Origin of the sequence: Haloplanus sp. (assembly GCF_028275055.1) — an archaeon.
Taxonomy (GTDB): Archaea; Halobacteriota; Halobacteria; order Halobacteriales; family Haloferacaceae; genus Haloplanus.
In genome coordinates this window covers 1-17,692 of record NZ_JAQCNJ010000097.1, presented here as the reverse complement: position 1 = coordinate 17,692, position 17,692 = coordinate 1, and the positions used below count along the sequence as shown (strand labels likewise).

Genomic DNA, 17,692 nt, shown 5'->3' with positions numbered 1-17,692 from the left:
ATCGACCGTTCCTACGGGCCGCGGCGATATATGCGTTATCTGACACCCGTGTCACCGGGTGACGCGGGTGTTACCGGGACAATAACCTTCCGCCACCTGGTTCGTATCGAAACTGGTAATCCGGCGGCCGGCGTCGATCGGATATGTCGGACCAGGCCGGCGGCGACGCCGACACGTGTTATATCATCGATTCGCTCGAACAGATCGGCTCGCAGTGGCGACTGGCCGTTCTCCACGATCTGCAGGGCGAGGAGAAGCGGTTCAACGAACTCAAGCGCTCGACCGGCGCGAGTTCGCGGACGCTCTCCCGTGTCGTCGACGACCTTCAGGAGATGGGCTTTGTCGACCGCCGTCTCGAGGAGGATGCGCCGGTGGCGACGTACTACTCGCTCACAGAGAAGGGACGGTCGCTTTGTCCGGTGTTCGACGCCATCGATGAGTGGGCGCGGGAGTGGGTCGCCGACCCCGAGGTGGCAGTCGACGAGCGGCCGGCCTGACACCGCCCGCGCCGCGTGCCGCATCCGATGCGACATACTTAGCCGGCCTCGGTCCAATCTTCGCCCATGTCGAACCTTCTCGTCCGCGCGGCCCAGGGCGAACGGACCGAGCGTCCGCCGGTGTGGCTGATGCGACAGGCCGGCCGCCACATCCCCGAGTATCGCGAGATTCGGTCCGAATACAGTTTCCGGGAGGCAATCGAGACGCCGGAAGTGGCAAAGCGCATCACCCTCCTTCCGTGGGAGCTGTACGAACCCGACGGGCTGGTGATGTTTTCGGACATCCTGACCGTTCTCGAACCCCTCGGCTTCGACTATCACGTCGAGAGCGGCGTCGGCCCGGTCGTCGAGAACCCGGTCGAGAACCCCGAGGACGCCGACCGACCCCGCGGCTCGGTCGCGTCCGACCTCGGCTTCGTCGGCTCCCTTCTTGATGAACTCGTCGCGGAGGTGGGCGATCAGACGGCCATCGTCGGTTTCGCCGGTGGACCCTTTACGCTCGCGTCATACGCCGTTGCCGGCGGCGCGTCGCGAAACCACGGTCCGGTCCGGCGTTTCCGCGCCCGCCACCCGGACGCGTTCCGGACGCTGCTTTCCGCCTTTGCCGACGTCGTCCGGGAGTATCTGGAGTATCAGGCCGACCACGGCGCGGACGTGATCCAACTGTTCGACACGTACGCGGGCGTGCTCTCGCCGACCGACTACCGCGAGTTCGTCCTCCCGCTCCACCGCGAAATCCTCTCAGACCTTTCGGTCCCCTCCATCATCTTCGTCCGCAACATGGCCGGCCGCCTCGACAGCCTCGACCGCACCGGCGCCGACGTGGTCGGCCTCGACTGGACCGTCGACATGGCCGACGCACGCGCGGAACTCGGCGACCGACCGGTGCAGGGCAACCTCGACCCGCAGTATCTGTTTGGCTCCCCCGAGTTCGTCCGCGAGCGGACGAACGAGGTGATCGACGCCGCCGGACCGAGCGGCCACATTCTCAACCTCGGCCACGGCGTCCACCGCGACACGCCCGTCGAGTCCGTCCGGGCCTTTGTCGAGACGGCGAAGTCGATCAGCCGGTAGCCTCGGCAGCGACTCGGTCGCGGTCGGGTTCGGTCTCGGTTTCGGCCTCGGATGCGAACCGCTCGGCGAGCCGCTTCCCTTCCCTGACACGCGCCGGAACGCCCATCCGTCCGGTGTAGTTCGACGCGAGCGTGATCCCCTCGGGGAGGTCAACCGCCTCCATCGCCGTCCACGACCCGTCGTATGCGGGGATCCCCCGTCGGTGCCGGGTGATGTTGACGACCTCGGCCGACACGCCCAGTACGGACTCGAACTCCGTCTTGGCGATCCGACCGATCTCCTCGTCGGACCGATCCACCAGTCCCGGGTTGCCCATTCCACCGAGAAAGCAGGTGTAGACGCCGTCGCGGTCGAACAGGCTGGTGTTCCACGTGACGCCGAGGGTTTGTAGCGACTCGTCGTGACGGACCTGATACCCATACCCCGCGGGCTCGGTGTCGGAGACAAGGTGGACGTACGCAAGTGGGTTGTAGCGGAGTCGCCGGAGCGCACCGGCGCTCTCGGGAGCAACGCCAGAGAGGAGATCGGCGGTCACGTCCGCCCGTGGCGTAAGAACCACGCGGTCGACCGTTCGGGGGCCGGCCGCGGTGTCGAGACGGTAGCCGTCGCCGGCGGTCTCGATCCCCTCGACCGGCGTCTCCAACTCCACCCGGTCGGCGTTGTGTTCGTAGAGTGCGCGTGGCAGTTGGGCCATTCCGTCGTCGAACGACACCGGCGGCTTGCGGTCCTTGCCGTCGAGCTGTCGACGGATGGCGGCCCGGAGGAGACTCCCCGACCGCTCCATCCGGCTGATCGTTTGCAGGGCGTACTTCCCCGGCATCTCGGCGGGGTCGGAGCCGTAGATGCCGCCAAACAGGGGCTCGATCACGTTGTGGTAGGCCTCTTTGCCGAACTTCCGGACGAAGTAGGCGGCCGCCGTCTCGTCGTCGTTGGCCCCCTCGGTCAGCGGTTCGGCCAGCATCCGCAACTTTCCCCGGGTCGACAGCAGGTCGGTCGTCAGAAACTCCCGAGGCGAGAACGGCACCTGCCGGAGCCGACCATCGGCGTACACGTACAACGGGAGGTCCGGGTCGGCGGTCCGGACGTTGGCCTCGATCCCACAGGCCTCGATCAGCGACTCGATTTCCGGTGTCAGCCGGGTGCGTTGTGGGCCGTGCTCGACCACCCGTCCGTCGACCGTCGTCGACCGGATAACGCCACCGGGCTCCGCCGTCGCCTCGAACGCGACGGCGTCGACGCCACGCTCCCGGAGGTACTGCGTGAGCGCAAGCCCCGTGATTCCCGCCCCGACGATACCGACGGTCATGCCTCGTGTGGCGCGTTCAGGCACATCGTTCCCGGCACATCCCGACACTCACACTGGTGAAGCCCGGCGTACTCCGGATCGTAGCCCGCCACGAACGGCTCGACCAGATCCGCGAGCGCGCCGACGAACCGGTCATCGTCGTAGGGAACGGGGATGCGGTGGAACTCCAGTCCCCGCTCCTCTGCTTCCTTCCGGAGCTCGATATCGAGTTCCGACAACGTCTCGCTTTGTTCGTGCATGAAACTCACCGGTTCGACGACGACGCGGTCGGCCTCGACCGTCTCGATGACCTCCTCCACGTCGGGTTCGGTCCACTCGACGTCGCGGTTCTCGTGGTTCTGGTAGCCGAGTTCGTAGCCGTCGGCGTCGAGCGCCGTCGCCACCACGTCACAGAACTCCTCGACGTACTGTTCGTACCGGCTCCCCTCGTCGAGGTAGTACTGGGGTGTGCCGTGTGCGGAGAAGACGAGTCGGGTGCCGTCACCGAGCGTGAGGTCGTGGTCGTCGAGGTACCCCTGCACGTTGTCGATGCGGACGCGGTTGTACGTCGGATGCTTGTGCCAACCGGTCAGGCCTTCGACGGGCACGTCCCACCCGACCTCCTCGAGCGCCTCGTCGAGTTCGTCCAACGACTGGACGGTCGTCGACGGCCCACACAACGGGTAGATGGGCAGGCCGATCAGCCGGTCGACGCCGTCCTCGCGGGCGGCCTCGACGGCATCCGTGATGAACGGTTCGGTGTACTGCATCCCGTAGTACGCCTCGACGTCGTAGCCTCGCCGGGTAACCTCCTCGGCGAGCATCGTCGCCTGCGTCGTCGCGTGGTCGATCAGTGGGGAGCCGCCGATCTCGTCGTACTCCTCGATGAGACCGGGTGCGCGACGCTTGGCCAGTTCCCGCGCACGCTCCCGAGCGGCCTCCTCTGGCATCCCCGACTCACCCTCGATGGACATGTTCGCCATGAAGATGCGCTCCAGATAGTCGAGGACGACGTCCCTTTGACCGTCCGACGGTTCACCGAAGTTGAGCAGAACGATCCCGGTTGTCATACAACCTATCTAAGGGAAGGCCGGTACAAAACCTGTCGGTCGTCACGACGATCCGAAGCCCGACCCCACGATTTATATGCACCACCGGTCAGCCGCCGAGTCGGTGGAGGGATCCGGTTGCCCCCGTCGGCTCCGTCCGTTCGCTCGACAGGATATCGGCAGTTAGTAATCGTTATACCCCGGGTGAACTATGCCCCACGTATGCAACGACGCGCTGCAGCGATTTACGTCGCCTTATTCGTCGTTCTCGGGGCGGCGTCGTACTCGCTTGTCGCGACGGCCAGTGCGCCGACGGTCACGTTCGAGAACCCCGATCACAGTCTCTCCGAAAACGACCGGTTCACCGTCGACGATCGGCAGTACACCGTGTCGTCGATCACGGCAGAGACGTCCGGTGGGGGCGGCGGTCACGGCGGTGGCGGTGCCGAACTCACCCGTTCGGGCGAACTAACGTGGACCAACGACTCCGCGCGCCACACCCAGATGTGGGAACACAACTCCACCGTCACCTACCAGAACGAGGAGTACCGCGTTCTCGTCGCCGAGGGTGACGACCCCTCGACGTTCCGCCTCCAGGAGACGGTCAACCGCACCGCCATCCTACAGGATGACGCCGCCGTGAACAACGAGACGGTCACGGTGAACGGTACGGAGTACGTCGTCCGCGAGGAGGGCGACAACCGGACGCTGATCCCGACGAGCGAATACTTCCCCGACCCGTCCGCGACCGAGTACAGCGAGGGCGACACCGTCCGGTATCAGGGCAACGCCACGACCGTCAGTCGTGTCACCGGCGACGGCGCGACGCTCGCGTGGACCAGCCCCCGTACCAACACCGTTGCCGTCGACAACCACGCCAACGTCACGCTGAACGGACGGACGTACTTCGCCCACTTCGCCGACAACAACACGCTCGTTCTCGAGGACGACTACGGCGTGTACACGAGCCAAACCGAAGAGATCGACACGTACCACAGCTACGTCAACGGACTCTGGGGCGTCTCGATCGTGAGCTTCGCGACCGCGATCATGCTGCTCGGCATGGCGTACATGCCCTCGCGGTACTGAAACCGCGGCCGCATCGCTCAAACCGACGTTCTCTTGCTGTGTGGGCGGTTGTGACCGACGGTACGGCGCCGGCCCGACAGTGGGTCGTCGTCCCCGCTGGCAACGCCGTCACGTTGCGTCTCGGCCACGACCACCCGCCATCCCGGCCGAACCACGACCACTAAGACCAATCGGTGGCAATCCAAAGCGAATGCAGGTTACACTGCTTGGAACGGGCGATACGACGGGGACGCCGACAGCCGGGTGTGACTGTGCGACCTGTCGGCGGGCCCGTGACCGCGGTGTCGAACGGTCCCGGTTTTCGGTCCACGTGACCAACGAGCGGACGGACGAGTCGTTGCTGGTCGACTGCAGTCCCGACTTCCGTCACCAGTTTCTCACCCACGACGTCCCGTTGCCGGACGCCGCACTGGTGACACACATCCACTTCGACCATCTCGATGGACTGGGCAACGCCTACCGGGTGTTCGACGACCTGCCCGTCCACGCCGCAAACGAGGTCGATCCGGTCACGGGGGAGAGCGTCGCCGACACGGTCCGACGGAAATACGACTATCTCGACCGTGTGCGTGTCCACGACCACGCCCCGGCCGAGCGGTTCCGTGTCTGTGGTCTCGACGTTCGCCTCGTTCCCGTCGACCACCCGCCGCTCCTGTGTTACGGCGTCGTGATCGAGGACCCCGAGACGGGCGCGACGTGTTCGCTCACGGGCGACACCAGTTACGCCATCCCCGAGGCATCCCGGTCGGCACTGTCCGATCCCGACCTCCTGTTGGCCGACGCCATCGTCCCCGCGTCGTCCTGTGAGCACCACCCGCTCGGCGGGACCCACTACGACGCCGACGGCGTCCCCCGAACCTTCGGGTCGAAACACATGACCCGGGAAGGAGCCCTCGACATGGCGGCGGCCCTCGACGCCGACCGGACGCGCTTGGTCCACGTCGCACACTTCTACCCTGCCGACGAGGCGTTCGACGACCCGCTTGCGGTCGACGGCGAGCGGTACGAGTTATAACCCCTGCCACCGACCCGTCCGTATGACTCACGTCTCGACGCTCGGCCGCGGCGTGGCGAGTGGCCTCGCCGGCACGCTTGTCTGGGTCGTCGTCTCGGTGTTCGTTCTTGGCGCCCCCGACCTGCGCCGCGCCGCCGTTGCCGGCCTCGGTGTCGCCGCCGCCGTCGCCGTCGTGGCCGAACTCGCCCGCCTCAGGTGAACCGATCCAACCCGGCCTGCCGGCGCGCCACACCCGCCGGGTCCGCCACCCACGGCGTTCGCTCGTCGCGCAGTCGCTCGCGGTCGACCGCCGGTGGGTCGCCCGGATCGTAGGCCGGACAGTCCTCGCCGCAGTCGCTCGCCGGATCGACGGTTCGTTCGAAGGCGCGACAGTGTGGCCGGCCGTCGTCGGTCGGCCGCATCGACACACAGGCGGGGTAGTCGTCGGCGCGGGGCCGCCACCCCCTTCCGTAGGCGCGTTCGGCTATCGCGCGCCGTTTGCGCGCCTTCGCCTCGGGGCTCGCGAAGGCGATATCAGTCCGGAGAGGCCGCTCCGCGGTCCGTTCGACGCCCGTCGCCTCGGGGTCGATTGGCGTCGGGTCGCGGACGACGGTCAGTCGGCGGTTAGTGTCGGCCGCCCCGCGGTCGGCGGCTTCGCCGTTTGCCCGAGGATGCTCCGATCCATCGCCGTCGTCGAACCGCCAGACACCGACCGATTCGGGGATGCGGTTCAGGTGTGCCCCGGTGACGTAGCTCTCCGTCGCGAGGATCACGGCGTCGAAGAGGCCAAGCGACACGTCGCGACGCAACTGTCGCTGGAGGTCGCCCGGCCGTCCGAGGTCGGGTTTGTTTTCGATGCCGATCAGACGGTCGAACCAGTCGGGATACCGGGTCGTCGCGCGGACATGGCGACGACTCCCGCGGCGTTCGGCCTCGAAAAAGCCGACATCGACGGCGCGGTCAGCGACCCGACGGGCGGCGGCAGGCGGGCAGTCGAGGGCGTCGACGGGGTCGACCGCGCGGCCGGGACCCACGTCGCTCTCGACGGCGCGAGGCGGGATCGTCTCGCTCGTGATCGCCGCCCGGCGGTCAAACCTGGAGCCTGGAACGACCCCGCAGATGTCGATGACACGCGACCCGGGGTCGGCGACGGAGGCACCGAGCTGCCGGCTCAACACCCAGTTGCGGCTCCGTTCGAGATGAGCGCACAACGCCAGTTCGAACGCATACTCCGACACGGCCGCCACTCAGTCGTCGACGACAACCTCGACCGGTTCGTCCTCGTCGTCGTCGGGCGTCTCGATCCCACCGTCGCCACCCTCCTGCCAGAGCAGAACACCCGCCACGAGAACGACGATCCAGGACCGCCAGTTCGCCAGGTTCAGCGTGTAGCCGATGCCGAAGGGCTTCTCGACAACCATCCCCTCGCCGGGCTTCCAGTGGGCGGAGAGCAACCGTCCGAGGCTCGGCCGTTCGAAGTTGTACGGGATCCCGAGGATCGATCCGGACTGCGGTTTATCTGCCATGACCGATGCGTACGGTTTCGCGGGATAAATCGTTTCGGCCCATGGTGACGCGCCTGACGCCGGAGCGCACCACGACTGTCCCGCCGAATCGTTCATTATCTACCGTTCTGGACGCTCTGGCATCAGAATTATGTCTCTCGGTAACGTACAGTTTGGTAATATCACCTCCTTCCGCCGTCCCGTCGCCTGCCCCCGATACGCCCCACGACCGCAAGTCGACGCTGTTCTGTCCGGATTGTGGCCACGCTAGTCCCCTCGACGGGGACTGGGACGCTCGGACCACGGCCGGTTGTCGGCGGCTTCGGTGCCCGAAGTGTCGGCGGGTAGTCGACCGTCGCGGCGTGGATCACTCCTCGACGGGTATGCGTCCCACCTGCGATCCTGTTCGGTGGTGTGCCGACACGTGGCTACGGTATCTGTCCGCGTGGTCGACGCTCGTCGTCGGCCGCCGGTCGGCCGACTGCTGACGACCACTCGCTACCGGTAGCGGCCCCGATCCTCTATCTCGCGGAGTCGAGACAACGTCTCGTCGTCGGCCGCGTCGGCGTAGCCGGCCTCGAACGCCGACAGCACCGCCTCGGGGTCGTCGGCGGTGCCCCGGACGCTTCCGCCGAAGACGTGACAGTCCATGGCGTGGTCCTCGACGTGGTCGCTGTGGTAGCCGAGACCGAAGTCGATGAGAAAGCATCGATCCGTCCCAACCCGGACGTTCCGGACGGTCGGGTCGCCGTGGACGATACCCGTTCTGTGAAGCGTCGCGAGGTGTTTGCCGACGGTTCGGGCGCGGGCAGGCGAAGGGTCGGCCCCCAGGTCACGGTCGCCGACACGCGACAGGGTGAGCGTCGCCTCGGGCACGTCGACGTCGTACACGACAGGCGTCGGCACCCCGTGTCGGCGCGCCTCGCCGGTGAGACGGGCCTCGGCGACCGTCCGTTCGCGGCGCAGTCTGGCGTCGAGGTCCGGGTGACGGTACGCCTTCGGCACGCGTCGTTTGACGACGTGCCCGTCGACGACGGTGACGACCGCCTCCGCCCCCTGTTGCTCGGCATCTCCGACGGTCCCCACCGACACCGACCTTCCAGCCTCCCACGTCACGGGCACCTCGTCGGGTCGGAAGTTCGGATCGATCGCCGACTCGTCGATAGCCATCGTCTCGCCGGCCGCAAACATCTTGCCGCCAAGCACTGCGATCATGCCGGCGTTATCCCGGAGGTAGCGGGCCTGAGGGGCGTAGAACGCCGCTCCACGCGCCTCACACATCGTCGCTAGCATCTCGCGGAGGCGCTCGTTCTGGCCGACGCCGCCGCCGAGAACGAGTTCGTCCGCGCCGGTCAGCGACAACGCCCGCTCCGAGACTTCGGTCAGCATGGCGAAGACCGCCACCTGCAACGAGAAGCAGACGTCCTCGACTGGCGTGCCGTCGTCGTAGGCGTCCTTGGCGGCGCTCATCAGCCCGGAAAACGAGAAGTCCATCCCCTTTACCACGTAGGGCAGATCGACGTACTCGCCGTCCACGGCGGCCTCCTCAACCTTGGGGCCACCAGGGTGGGTCCAGCCGACGTGACGGGTGAACTTGTCGAGTGCGTTCCCGACGCCGGTGTCCATCGTCTCGCCCAGCACACGGTACCGGCCACCGTGGTAGCCCAGCAGGTGGGCGTTGGCTCCGCTGGCGTTCAGACACACCGGCGACTCGAAGCCGGAGCCGTGGCGGCCGATCTCTAGGTGGGCGAGCATGTGGTTGACGCCGACGAGCGGCACCGCAAGCGTCCCCGCGAGGGCGCGGGCGGCGGTGCCGACGATGCGCAGGCAGGGACCCAGTCCCGGCCCCCGTGAAAAGGCGACGGCGTCGATCGGTCCCTCGGCGTTCTCTAAGGCCGTCTCGATCACCGTGGGGATCGCCTCGCTCATGTGTTCGGCCGCCTCCCGTGGGTGGAGGCCGCCGCTATCGGGCTGGTAGGCGTCGGTTTCGACGGCCGGCGGGTCGGCGCCGGACAGATCGTCGGGGTCAAACTCGAAAACGCCGGCGCTTGCCGCCCACGCTGTGCCCTCGATGCCGATGATCCGTGTCGTCATCGCCGTGTCGGTGTCGACGCCGTCGTGGGCCGATCACACACGGCCGTGCGATCGGTTCGACGGGTGGCCGGCACGCTCAGGCCTCTTCGGGGTCCGTGTCCTCGGTGATCTTGTTTCGCTTGAGCATGTGGTCCTGTTCGACGTCGCGGGCGTGGTCAGGACTCTCGTACACCTTGGCGTAGCCGATGGTCTTCCGCATCCCGAACTTCGTGTCGAGTTCGTGGACAACGACCTCGGCGGAGTCCTTGTTTAGTTTGGCCGCGAGACTGTCACGAACGGAGAGACGCGACGGGGTCGCCTCGTCGTGTGTGGTCTGGAATCGAACGTCCGTTCGATGCAACATCGGACTTTCGTCTTCCTCGATAATATCGATTTCCATCGGTCAGTTACCTGTACGTGGTTCCGAACCGGACAAAAGGATTACGAAGCGGGCGGCGGCCTCGCTACAGCAGGGACAGCGCGGCGTCGGTGTCGCCGGTCATGCGGCCGAGGAGGTCCCGTGCCGTTGCCTGCGTCGCCTCGGTGACGGGGACGAGCACCATCCCTTCTCCCGGTTGGCCGTAGACCACCGATCCGCCGAGGGGCGTCGCGACGACGGCCGGGAGCGTCGCCAGATCCTCCTCGCCGTCGACGCCGATAACGGTCGGCCCCTCGGACCCAAACGCGGCAGAGAGAGCGTCGAGCAAGCCCTCGGAGAGCGTTCCCGGCGGATTGGCGACTGAAACGCCCGGGTCGGGCAGCCCCGCTGCGACCGCCTCGTCGACGCGCTCGCGTTCGGTCCGGCCATCGACCACCGCCACGTCGGGCTGGCGACCGGCGCGAATCAGGTGGTAGGTAACCACGTCGCCGACGGCGACGATTGGGGAGCCGGCCCCGTCGGCGTCGAGAAGGAGGCGCGGATCGGTGAAGACGCGGCCGAGGGGCTGTTTGAACGCTCCCCGGAGGGCGTCGGGGAGTTCGAGCACGATCAGCGGACCTTCAGCGCGTAGCCGCCGGGTTCCGAGACGTTCATCTCCTCGGCCACCGCGGACCGTTCCGGGTGGGTGATGATGACATACCCCGCCCAGTCCTCCGTGAGACTCGAGGATCCACAGCTCCCGCAGGTCTGCCTGTCGGGCTCGTTGATGTAATGACACTCACGGCAGGCAAAGCGGTCCTCGGCCATCAGTTACCCTCCATCTCCGCCTCGCGCTTCTGTCGTTCCTCCTCGAGCCAGCTGTGTTTGCCAAGCCCCGGCTGTTTCGCCGTCAGCCCGATCTTGCTGTCGCGAGGGTTGCGCTCGTCGATGCTCTTCGTGACGATGCGCACCCGGACCTCGTCGCCGACGCCGAGCGTCCGGTTGGTTTCCGTCGACGCGAGCTGCTGGTTCTCACCGTCGTAGGCGAGATACTCGTCGGAGATCTGTGAGACGTGGAGCAGGCCGTCGACGGGACCGATCCCGACGAACGCACCGAACTCCACGACTTCGACGACCGTGCCGTCGACGACCTCCTGCATCTGTGGATCGAAGGTGATGGCGTCGAACTCGGCCTCGTAGTAGACGCCGGGTCGGTTGGGAAGCACCGCGCCGTCACCGATGTCGTGGACGTTAACGACGCTCACGACGCTTCCCACCGTCTCGTCCATCCGTCCTTCGAGCTTGTCCTGGAGCAGGCGCTTGACCCGCTCGGGCGTCACGTCGGCGAGGTGCCGCGGGGGCACCTCGACCGTGTCCTTGAGTCGTACCCGTTTGTACATGCTAAGGTTGTGTTGTTGCCAATTTGTTCCGACCCCTTAAACCGATCACCCGAACGTCACGTTCGAGCACCCGGTCTCTGAGAGGGCCGTCGTTCGTCACGACGTAGTCGCAGTCGCCACGGTCGGCGAGTTCGACAAGAGCGTCGTCTGCGTACGATGCGTCCGTCTCGACCACGCGGCACCGCTCGGCCAGATCCCGCCCTACGCTGGCGGCGATGGCTTCCTCTCCCGCCCCGGTCGCGAGGGAGTCGAGTTCCTCGATCACTGCCGCTGGCGTGATGAACTCGACCGGCCCGAGGAGTCGATCGAGTTCGTCGAACACGCGGACGTCACACTCGACGGGCATCATGAGCGCGCTGGTGTCCATTGCGGCGGGTGGCCGGGTCACTTGAGAGTGCCGATCCCGATGAGTCGCCACCGTGCGCCGACACGGCGGTTGATGGCGATCTGTGCCCCCGTCTCCGCGCACACGGGGCGTTTCAGCGACACCTCACACTCGCCGGAACGGGCGCTGGTCACCGCACCGACCGTTGTCGCGGTGCCGACGGTGAGCATCAGCGGTTCGCCCGTGGAGATCTCCTCGATCTCCTCGCTTTCCTCTCCGACGACCCGATCGAGCAGATCGACGGTCATCTCGAAGCCCTCGTGGGTCGGCGGGAGCGTCCCCGGCTCGCCGGCGACCTGTCCGGCTAGGGCGTCACCTTTCGTGAGGCTGGGGTCGAGACCGGTGCCGACGCCGAGCAGTCCGCCGGGGCGGGCCACGTCGACCGACCGGTTGCCGGCTTGGAGCGACCGCACCTCCGTCGTGATCGGTCGCCACTCGGTTTGTCCTTTCTCCTCCACCTCGCGACCCGGGCGGAGTTCGATCTTCTCTCCGACCTCGAGTGTGCCGTCGACCAGACTGCCGCCGACGACGCCACCCTTGAGATCCTCCCACGTCGTCCCCGGGCGGTTGATGTCGAAACTGCGGGCGGCGAACATCCGCGCAGTCTCGTCCGGGTCGCGTTCCGGCGTCGGGACCTCTTCCTCGATGGCGTTGATGAGGAGGTCCATGTTCACCTCCTGTTGTGCGCTGATCGGAACGATCGGGGCGTCCTCGGCGACGGTTCCCTCGACGAACGCCTCGATCTCCTCGCGGTTCCGGACCGCGCCCTCGCGGTCGACGAGGTCGACCTTGTTCTGGGCGATAACGATGTTTTCGATCCCGATGATGTCGAGCGCCATCAGATGTTCCTCGGTCTGGGCCTGTGGCACCGGATCTGTCGCGCTCACGACGAGCACAGCACCGTCCATGAGCGCGGCTCCCGAGAGCATGGTCGCCATCAGCGTCTCGTGGCCGGGTGCATCGACGAACGAGACCGTCCGCAACACCTCGCTCTCCGAGCCGTCGGGACAGGTCTCGTCGACCGTGAACCGGTCGGGACCGTCGAGACCGGGACACGTTCGGAACGTCGCGTCGGCATAGCCCAGGCGGATCGAGATCCCGCGTTTCATCTCTTCGGAGTGCTGGTCGGTCCACGACCCGCTGAGGGCCTGAACCAGCGTCGTCTTGCCGTGATCGACGTGGCCGACGAGGCCGATGTTCACCTCCGGTTGCTGGTGTGTTTCCGTCGCCATTGAGAGTAATCTTGGAGGATTTTCGCTCCCTGCGGGTGATAAACTTGCTGTTTGCCGACGCACACGTGATCGCCGCCACGGCCCGTATCACGCACGACCGGGAGACAACGGCCGGCCGGGCCGGGATCGGTGTCACGACCTGACCGACGGCTCTTTGCCCCGACCGGCCTCACGGTCTGTGTGCTCCGCTACGTCACCACGAACTCGGGGAAGGTGCGCGAGGCCCGCGAATACCTCGATGACGGCTCGGTCACCCAACTCGAATTCGACTACGCCGAGGTCCAAGCGCCGACGCTCGAACCCATCGCCGCCCGCGGGGCCCGTGAGGCGTACCGCCACGCCGACGAGCCGGTTCTCGTCGACGACGCGGGCCTGTTCGTCGACGGTCTCGACGGCTTTCCGGGACCATACTCCGCCTACGTCGAGGAGACGCTCGGGACCGAACGAGTCGGCGAACTCGCCCGCGGGACCGACACGACCCCACGAGACGAGGCGGACGAGGCGACAGGCCCTGCCCGCGCCGCGTTCCGGTGTGTGTTGGCCTACTGCGACGGCGACCCGTTCGACGCCAGTCCCGACCCGGTCGACCGTGGGGACCGAGCCGCCGCGGCCGCAGCCGACGACGAGAACGGTGCCGCCGGCGGCCTCCCGGTCAAACTCTTCGAGGGCGTCGTCCGCGGACGGATCGTCGAACCCCGCGGCGACGGCGGCTTCGGCTACGATCCGATCTTCGAACACGACGGGACAACGCTGGCCGAGATGAACGCCGAGGAAAAAAACGCCATCTCACACCGGGGTCGGGCGCTCGCCAAGTTCGCCGAGTGGTACGCGACGCGGTAGTCTCAACCCCGTGGGTCGCGGTCCGGGCCCGGATACCCGCCACCAACCACCGTACGGTAGAGGCTCTCGGCGTCGAACAACGACGCGAACGCGCCGGGATGGCGCACGCTCGTCTCCACGCGCCTCCGGATGGCCGCCCCGGCAGACGCCGACAGCAGCGACTCATCGAGCGTGAGCAGATGCATCGCGCCGCCGCGGTAGGCGGAGGCGAGCGCCGGCTGATCCTCCGCCGGGTGGTCGACCGATTCACGCGCCGTCTCGATGCGTTTCAGCCAGTCCCGCGCTAGGTCGTCGTCGTCGGCAAGTTCCCGGATGATCGCCGCGGCGTCGTCGAGGAGGTGGTCGCTTGCGACGAGTGTCATCCACGAGTGCTCGCGGACGTGGTCCAGTGCGGCGCGGGCGTCGCCGCCGACGACCAGGTCCGCCGCGAGTACGTCCGCGCCGGCGACGACCCGCGCGGGTGACGGCTCAGCCCGCATCGCGGTGCCGTGCCAGCGCGTCGGTCACGTCCGTCTCGGTCCGGTCGTATCGGTCGGCGCGAGCGAAGAGGTCGGCCCAAGTCACGACCGTTGCTGTGTGGCCCCCGATAAAGAGCCTTAGCTTTCGCCGGCCGGAACGGGCGTCGAACACCTGTTGGAAACCTCACTGATGTCTGACGTATGTTTAAGTCAGGGGACGGCAACCGTGTGACCGGGCGCGCACACCGGTTCCGGTTCCCATCCTCCCCACCCGCGCGCCCGAAACACCCCACTGGCACCTTGGTGCTCGGCGCCGTTCCCCCACGGCACCGTCTTCGACGGCGCAGTCCCGGAGGTCACTCCACGCTCCCGGACCCGGGCACCGAGTCCGGGGTGACGCCTCGGACGCCACCGAGTTGTCCACTGGTAGCTTATATCAAATTAAATATAGTTTCGCAAACGCTCGCGGCGACACTCGTCGATGCCGACGGCGAGGCAACCGACGTCGCCCGGACCACCCCGTCCACCGCCGGATTCGTTCCGCGGCCACCGGCACCATGATGTCGGCGCGTTGTTCGGATCGTTTTTGCTCCTCGAATTCGTACCTCCGGGAAGATGAACGGTCCCCCCGCTCGTTCGGTCGAGTCAACCGGATCCGACGCGTCGATCCTTCTCGCGCTCCGGCCGGGATTCGACCGGGACCTCCTCGCGGACTGGCTCGACTCGGTGTCCGGGTACACCGTGATGACCCGGGGCCCGGGAGAGCCCATCCCCGAGGACTACGACCTTTGCATTCTCGATGACGCCGCCCTCGCCCGCTCCGGGAGCGTTCTCCACGACAGACAGGCGGCGGCCGCCCCCGTCTTGTTGCCCTACCTCTTTGTCGTCTCCGAGTCGGACACCGATCACGCCGCCGGTCGACCCGCAGCGCAAGACGACGCCGCGGCCCTCGTCAGCGACGTCGTCACCCTCCCGGTCGACCAGTCCGTTCTCCACCGGCGGATCGAGAACCTGCTCGACACCCGCCGCGCCACCGCCAAACTCGCGGCGCGGGAACGACAACTCACCGACCGGAACGACCGCCTCGAACGGTTCGCGGGGATGGTGAGCCACGACCTTCGAAACCCGCTCAACGTTGCTCAAGGACACGTCGACGTCGCCCGCGACACGACCGGGAACGAGAGACTGGACACCGTGAAGGCGGCACTGGACCGTATGAACACGTTGATCGACGATATGTTGACACTCGCACGTCAGGGCCGGCCGATCGACAAAACCGAACCCGTGAGCCTCTCGGCCGTCGCCCATCGGTGCTGGCGCGTCGTCGATACCGGGGACGCCTCGCTCAACGTCAACGCCTCGCTCGATGTCGACGCCGACGCGGATCGCCTCCAGCAACTTTTCGAGAACCTGTATCGGAACAGCGTGGAACATGGCTCCACGGGCGGTCGGTCGGACCCCGACGACGACACCGGCCGCGACGTTACGATCCGGGTCGGCGCGCTCGCCAACGGCGATGGCTTCTACGTCGCGGACGACGGCCCCGGCATTCCGGACGACGACCGCGAGCGGATCTTCGAATCGGGGTACTCGACCGCCCGCAACGGAACGGGGTTCGGTCTCGCCATCGTACGAGAGATCGTCGACGCCCACGACTGGACGATCACCGTCTCGGAGAGTCGGGCCGGCAGCGCGAGGTTCGAGATCCGGACGTGAGCCGACACCATCGACCCCGATGGACGTGCCCGATCGTTCCCGTTCCGGTCACGGATCCGTCCGTATCCGCGACAGGCTTACACCTCCGTGCTCGGAATCAGATCCTACCATGACCGACCCGCCGGACCTCAGCCCCACGATCCTCGTCGTGGACGACGAACGCGACCTCGCCGACCTGTATGAGGTGTGGCTATCCGAGGAGTACCGGGTGCGCACGGCTTACGGCGGTGAGGAGGCACTCGACGTATGCGACAACGCGGTCGATGTCGTTCTCTTGGACCGTCGGATGCCCGACCTGTCCGGCGACGAGGTTCTGGAACGACTCCGCGATCAAGGGAACGACTGTCAGGTCGTCATGGTGACCGCGGTCGATCCGGACTTCGACATTCTCGGGATGGGGTTCGACGACTACGTCACCAAACCCGTCGATCGCACCGAACTGCACACCCTCGTCGAACGGATGGTCACACGCCGCGAGTACGACGCGCAACTCCGGTCTTACTACCGTCTCGTCGAACAGTCCGCCGCACTCGTGACCGAAAAGAGCGAGGACGAACTCGCCGCGAGTCCGGGGTTCGCCGATCTGGAGGCTCGAATCGCCGATCTAGAGGCGGAGATGGATCTCGCCGTAGGCGACTTCGAGGAGGGTGACTTCGAGGCCGCGTTTCGGGATCTGGACGATCCCTGAGCGTCGGTCACCCCGCCGCGCCCCCCGCCCGCTACCCCTCGTCGTCGATCCGCCGTTCGACGACCTCCGGTGTTCCGGACAGCACACCGCGCAACTGCGTCAACGGATCGCCGACCTTGATCCCGTGCCCGGTAATCCCGTACTCACGGAGCGTCCGCTCGAAGTCGGTCGTGCGCTTTTTTAGAACTCCGATGGCCTTTCGAAGCTCCCCGCGTAACTCCAGATGTCGCAGGAACACGATGTTGTCCGCGAGATAACTGAGGTTGCTGTCGGTGGCGCTGAACTCCCCCGCGACGCTTCCCGTCTCCTCGACGAGAATCGTCGTGGTGCCCATGTTCTTCAGATACCGACCGAGTGCGTGTAGATGCTGGGTTATTCGCTCCCGGTCGCCTTGGAGTGTCTGCCGGTAGCCGACGGTCCCGTCGATCATCACGATCCGGGTGTCGCGGGTCTCGACCTCGTGTCGAACCATCGACGCGAACTCCTGTGGTGTCGTTTCCATGCCCTCCACCTCGACGACTCGGAGCGTCCCGCGGTCGATCATCTCCCTGACCGGGATGCTGATGGCCGACGACCGCTCCAGAAACGTGTTCTCGCTCTCCTCAAACAGGTAGATAACCGACCGCTCCCCGCGTCCCGCAGCCTCTTTCATGAACTGTGTGCCGAGCGTCGTCTTCCCGACACCGGTCGCGCCGCTGATGATGCTGACCGTCCCCCGTTCTAACCCGCCGTGGAGGAGTTCGTCGATTTCGGGGACACCCGAGGAGATGGACTCCGATTCGAACGACACACGGTGGTTTCCGGGTTCGAGCGCCGGAAACACCTCGATCCCGTTGTCGGTGATCCTGACGGTGTGTTCGCCGCCTCGCGTGGCCGACCCGCGGAACTTCGGGACGGCAACGGTCGACGGTTTCGACACCGGCCAGCCGATGTTCCCAGAACACCGCCTTGACCAGCACCTCGTCGGCTCCATTGGTCTCGGTCCCGATAGCCGAACTCCCACAGTCGTCGCACCACAGTCGACGCATAACCCACCCATCGCCGTCGTA

At 66.6% G+C, this 17,692-nt stretch carries 20 protein-coding genes and 1 pseudogene; 8 read left to right on the top strand and 13 right to left on the bottom strand.

The window, feature by feature from the left end; translation table 11 throughout:
* Nucleotides 1–143: 143 nt before the first annotated feature.
* Both Q0925_RS11595 and hemE read left to right on the top strand, forming a co-directional pair.
* Nucleotides 144–497 (top strand): winged helix-turn-helix transcriptional regulator, encoded by a 354-nt coding sequence (locus Q0925_RS11595; protein ID WP_299335675.1) that lies wholly within the window; start codon nucleotides 144–146, stop codon nucleotides 495–497.
* A 66-nt stretch (nucleotides 498–563) separates the two neighbouring features.
* Nucleotides 564–1,571 carry a uroporphyrinogen decarboxylase gene (hemE, locus tag Q0925_RS11590; RefSeq protein WP_299335673.1) on the top strand — a complete coding sequence of 336 codons (1,008 nt, stop codon included), beginning with the start codon at nucleotides 564–566 and terminating at the stop codon, nucleotides 1,569–1,571.
* Here hemE and hemG read toward each other — a convergent pair.
* Nucleotides 1,561–2,877 carry a protoporphyrinogen oxidase gene (gene hemG / locus Q0925_RS11585; RefSeq protein WP_299335671.1) on the bottom strand — a complete coding sequence of 439 codons (1,317 nt, stop codon included), beginning with the start codon at nucleotides 2,875–2,877 and terminating at the stop codon, nucleotides 1,561–1,563. The two genes, hemE and hemG, sit on opposite strands and share 11 nt — an antisense overlap.
* Nucleotides 2,874–3,926 (bottom strand): ferrochelatase, encoded by a 1,053-nt coding sequence (gene hemH / locus Q0925_RS11580; RefSeq protein WP_299335669.1) that lies wholly within the window; start codon nucleotides 3,924–3,926, stop codon nucleotides 2,874–2,876. Before hemH ends, hemG begins: the two co-directional genes overlap by 4 nt.
* A 201-nt stretch (nucleotides 3,927–4,127) precedes the next feature.
* Here hemH and Q0925_RS11575 point away from each other — a divergent pair, with 201 nt between their 5' ends.
* The 3 genes from Q0925_RS11575 (at nucleotide 4,128) to Q0925_RS11565 (ending at nucleotide 6,208) form a co-directional block, all read left to right on the top strand.
* On the top strand, nucleotides 4,128–4,994 hold the full coding sequence (locus Q0925_RS11575) for a hypothetical protein (protein ID WP_299335666.1): 867 nt from the start codon (nucleotides 4,128–4,130) through the stop codon (nucleotides 4,992–4,994).
* Between the two features lie 190 nt (nucleotides 4,995–5,184).
* Nucleotides 5,185–6,009: an MBL fold metallo-hydrolase gene (locus Q0925_RS11570; protein ID WP_299335664.1), complete on the top strand. Its 825-nt coding sequence runs from the start codon at nucleotides 5,185–5,187 to the stop codon at nucleotides 6,007–6,009.
* A gap of 22 nt (nucleotides 6,010–6,031) precedes the next feature.
* On the top strand, nucleotides 6,032–6,208 hold the full coding sequence (locus Q0925_RS11565) for a hypothetical protein (protein ID WP_299335662.1): 177 nt from the start codon (nucleotides 6,032–6,034) through the stop codon (nucleotides 6,206–6,208).
* On the opposite strand, the gene Q0925_RS11560 is transcribed toward Q0925_RS11565, so the two are convergent.
* The 9 genes from Q0925_RS11560 to Q0925_RS11520 form a co-directional block, all read right to left on the bottom strand.
* Complete coding sequence (locus tag Q0925_RS11560) at nucleotides 6,201–7,235, bottom strand: DUF5787 family protein (protein WP_299335660.1); 1,035 nt, start codon at nucleotides 7,233–7,235, stop codon at nucleotides 6,201–6,203. The genes Q0925_RS11565 and Q0925_RS11560 overlap by 8 nt on opposite strands.
* Nucleotides 7,236–7,514, bottom strand: a complete 279-nt coding sequence (locus Q0925_RS11555; protein WP_299335658.1) for a DUF5808 domain-containing protein — start codon at nucleotides 7,512–7,514, stop codon at nucleotides 7,236–7,238.
* Nucleotides 7,515–7,991: 477 nt separating this feature from the next.
* A complete protein-coding gene (locus Q0925_RS11550) occupies nucleotides 7,992–9,587 on the bottom strand; it encodes a bifunctional N(6)-L-threonylcarbamoyladenine synthase/serine/threonine protein kinase (protein WP_299335656.1) in 1,596 nt (531 codons plus the stop codon).
* Nucleotides 9,588–9,663: 76 nt separating this feature from the next.
* Nucleotides 9,664–9,966 carry a 30S ribosomal protein S24e gene (locus Q0925_RS11545; protein ID WP_299335654.1) on the bottom strand — a complete coding sequence of 101 codons (303 nt, stop codon included), beginning with the start codon at nucleotides 9,964–9,966 and terminating at the stop codon, nucleotides 9,664–9,666.
* 64 nt (nucleotides 9,967–10,030) lie between these two features.
* Complete coding sequence (locus tag Q0925_RS11540) at nucleotides 10,031–10,552, bottom strand: GTP-dependent dephospho-CoA kinase family protein (RefSeq protein ID WP_299335652.1); 522 nt, start codon at nucleotides 10,550–10,552, stop codon at nucleotides 10,031–10,033.
* A 2-nt stretch (nucleotides 10,553–10,554) separates the two neighbouring features.
* Nucleotides 10,555–10,752: a transcription elongation factor subunit Spt4 gene (spt4, locus tag Q0925_RS11535; protein WP_299335650.1), complete on the bottom strand. Its 198-nt coding sequence runs from the start codon at nucleotides 10,750–10,752 to the stop codon at nucleotides 10,555–10,557.
* Nucleotides 10,752–11,324 carry a DNA-directed RNA polymerase gene (locus Q0925_RS11530; protein ID WP_299335648.1) on the bottom strand — a complete coding sequence of 191 codons (573 nt, stop codon included), beginning with the start codon at nucleotides 11,322–11,324 and terminating at the stop codon, nucleotides 10,752–10,754. Before Q0925_RS11530 ends, spt4 begins: the two co-directional genes overlap by 1 nt.
* A 1-nt stretch (nucleotide 11,325) precedes the next feature.
* Complete coding sequence (locus Q0925_RS11525; RefSeq protein WP_299335646.1) at nucleotides 11,326–11,691, bottom strand: PIN domain-containing protein; 366 nt, start codon at nucleotides 11,689–11,691, stop codon at nucleotides 11,326–11,328.
* Between the two features lie 17 nt (nucleotides 11,692–11,708).
* Nucleotides 11,709–12,941 carry a translation initiation factor IF-2 subunit gamma gene (locus Q0925_RS11520; RefSeq protein ID WP_299335644.1) on the bottom strand — a complete coding sequence of 411 codons (1,233 nt, stop codon included), beginning with the start codon at nucleotides 12,939–12,941 and terminating at the stop codon, nucleotides 11,709–11,711.
* A 180-nt stretch (nucleotides 12,942–13,121) separates the two neighbouring features.
* Between Q0925_RS11520 and Q0925_RS11515 the strand changes: the two genes are divergently transcribed.
* Nucleotides 13,122–13,781 (top strand): non-canonical purine NTP pyrophosphatase, encoded by a 660-nt coding sequence (locus Q0925_RS11515; RefSeq protein ID WP_299335642.1) that lies wholly within the window; start codon nucleotides 13,122–13,124, stop codon nucleotides 13,779–13,781.
* A gap of 2 nt (nucleotides 13,782–13,783) precedes the next feature.
* Here Q0925_RS11515 and Q0925_RS11510 read toward each other — a convergent pair whose 3' ends face one another.
* Nucleotides 13,784–14,260 carry a DUF7384 family protein gene (locus tag Q0925_RS11510; protein ID WP_299335640.1) on the bottom strand — a complete coding sequence of 159 codons (477 nt, stop codon included), beginning with the start codon at nucleotides 14,258–14,260 and terminating at the stop codon, nucleotides 13,784–13,786.
* A 594-nt stretch (nucleotides 14,261–14,854) separates the two neighbouring features.
* Between Q0925_RS11510 and Q0925_RS11505 the strand changes: the two genes are divergently transcribed.
* A complete protein-coding gene (locus Q0925_RS11505) occupies nucleotides 14,855–15,955 on the top strand; it encodes a sensor histidine kinase (RefSeq protein ID WP_299335638.1) in 1,101 nt (366 codons plus the stop codon).
* A gap of 109 nt (nucleotides 15,956–16,064) precedes the next feature.
* Nucleotides 16,065–16,643, top strand: a complete 579-nt coding sequence (locus Q0925_RS11500; RefSeq protein ID WP_299335636.1) for a response regulator — start codon at nucleotides 16,065–16,067, stop codon at nucleotides 16,641–16,643.
* Between the two features lie 31 nt (nucleotides 16,644–16,674).
* Here the strand turns inward: Q0925_RS11500 and Q0925_RS11495 are convergent.
* Nucleotides 16,675–17,547, bottom strand: a pseudogene (locus tag Q0925_RS11495) (ATPase domain-containing protein); the annotation flags it as partial.
* Between the last annotated feature and the right edge of the window lie 145 nt (nucleotides 17,548–17,692).

Coding starts and splice junctions, on each gene's coding strand:
- Q0925_RS11550 (WP_299335656.1), bottom strand. CDS start 9,587: ATGACGACACGGATCATCGGCATCGAGGGCACAGCGTGGGCGGCAAGC.
- Q0925_RS11565 (WP_299335662.1), top strand. CDS start 6,032: ATGACTCACGTCTCGACGCTCGGCCGCGGCGTGGCGAGTGGCCTCGCC.
- Q0925_RS11555 (WP_299335658.1), bottom strand. CDS start 7,514: ATGGCAGATAAACCGCAGTCCGGATCGATCCTCGGGATCCCGTACAAC.
- hemG (WP_299335671.1), bottom strand. CDS start 2,877: ATGACCGTCGGTATCGTCGGGGCGGGAATCACGGGGCTTGCGCTCACG.
- Q0925_RS11525 (WP_299335646.1), bottom strand. CDS start 11,691: ATGGACACCAGCGCGCTCATGATGCCCGTCGAGTGTGACGTCCGCGTG.
- spt4 (WP_299335650.1), bottom strand. CDS start 10,752: ATGGCCGAGGACCGCTTTGCCTGCCGTGAGTGTCATTACATCAACGAG.
- Q0925_RS11500 (WP_299335636.1), top strand. CDS start 16,065: ATGACCGACCCGCCGGACCTCAGCCCCACGATCCTCGTCGTGGACGAC.
- Q0925_RS11575 (WP_299335666.1), top strand. CDS start 4,128: ATGCAACGACGCGCTGCAGCGATTTACGTCGCCTTATTCGTCGTTCTC.
- Q0925_RS11570 (WP_299335664.1), top strand. CDS start 5,185: ATGCAGGTTACACTGCTTGGAACGGGCGATACGACGGGGACGCCGACA.
- Q0925_RS11520 (WP_299335644.1), bottom strand. CDS start 12,941: ATGGCGACGGAAACACACCAGCAACCGGAGGTGAACATCGGCCTCGTC.
- hemH (WP_299335669.1), bottom strand. CDS start 3,926: ATGACAACCGGGATCGTTCTGCTCAACTTCGGTGAACCGTCGGACGGT.
- hemE (WP_299335673.1), top strand. CDS start 564: ATGTCGAACCTTCTCGTCCGCGCGGCCCAGGGCGAACGGACCGAGCGT.
- Q0925_RS11595 (WP_299335675.1), top strand. CDS start 144: ATGTCGGACCAGGCCGGCGGCGACGCCGACACGTGTTATATCATCGAT.
- Q0925_RS11545 (WP_299335654.1), bottom strand. CDS start 9,966: ATGGAAATCGATATTATCGAGGAAGACGAAAGTCCGATGTTGCATCGA.
- Q0925_RS11510 (WP_299335640.1), bottom strand. CDS start 14,260: ATGCGGGCTGAGCCGTCACCCGCGCGGGTCGTCGCCGGCGCGGACGTA.
- Q0925_RS11505 (WP_299335638.1), top strand. CDS start 14,855: ATGAACGGTCCCCCCGCTCGTTCGGTCGAGTCAACCGGATCCGACGCG.
- Q0925_RS11530 (WP_299335648.1), bottom strand. CDS start 11,324: ATGTACAAACGGGTACGACTCAAGGACACGGTCGAGGTGCCCCCGCGG.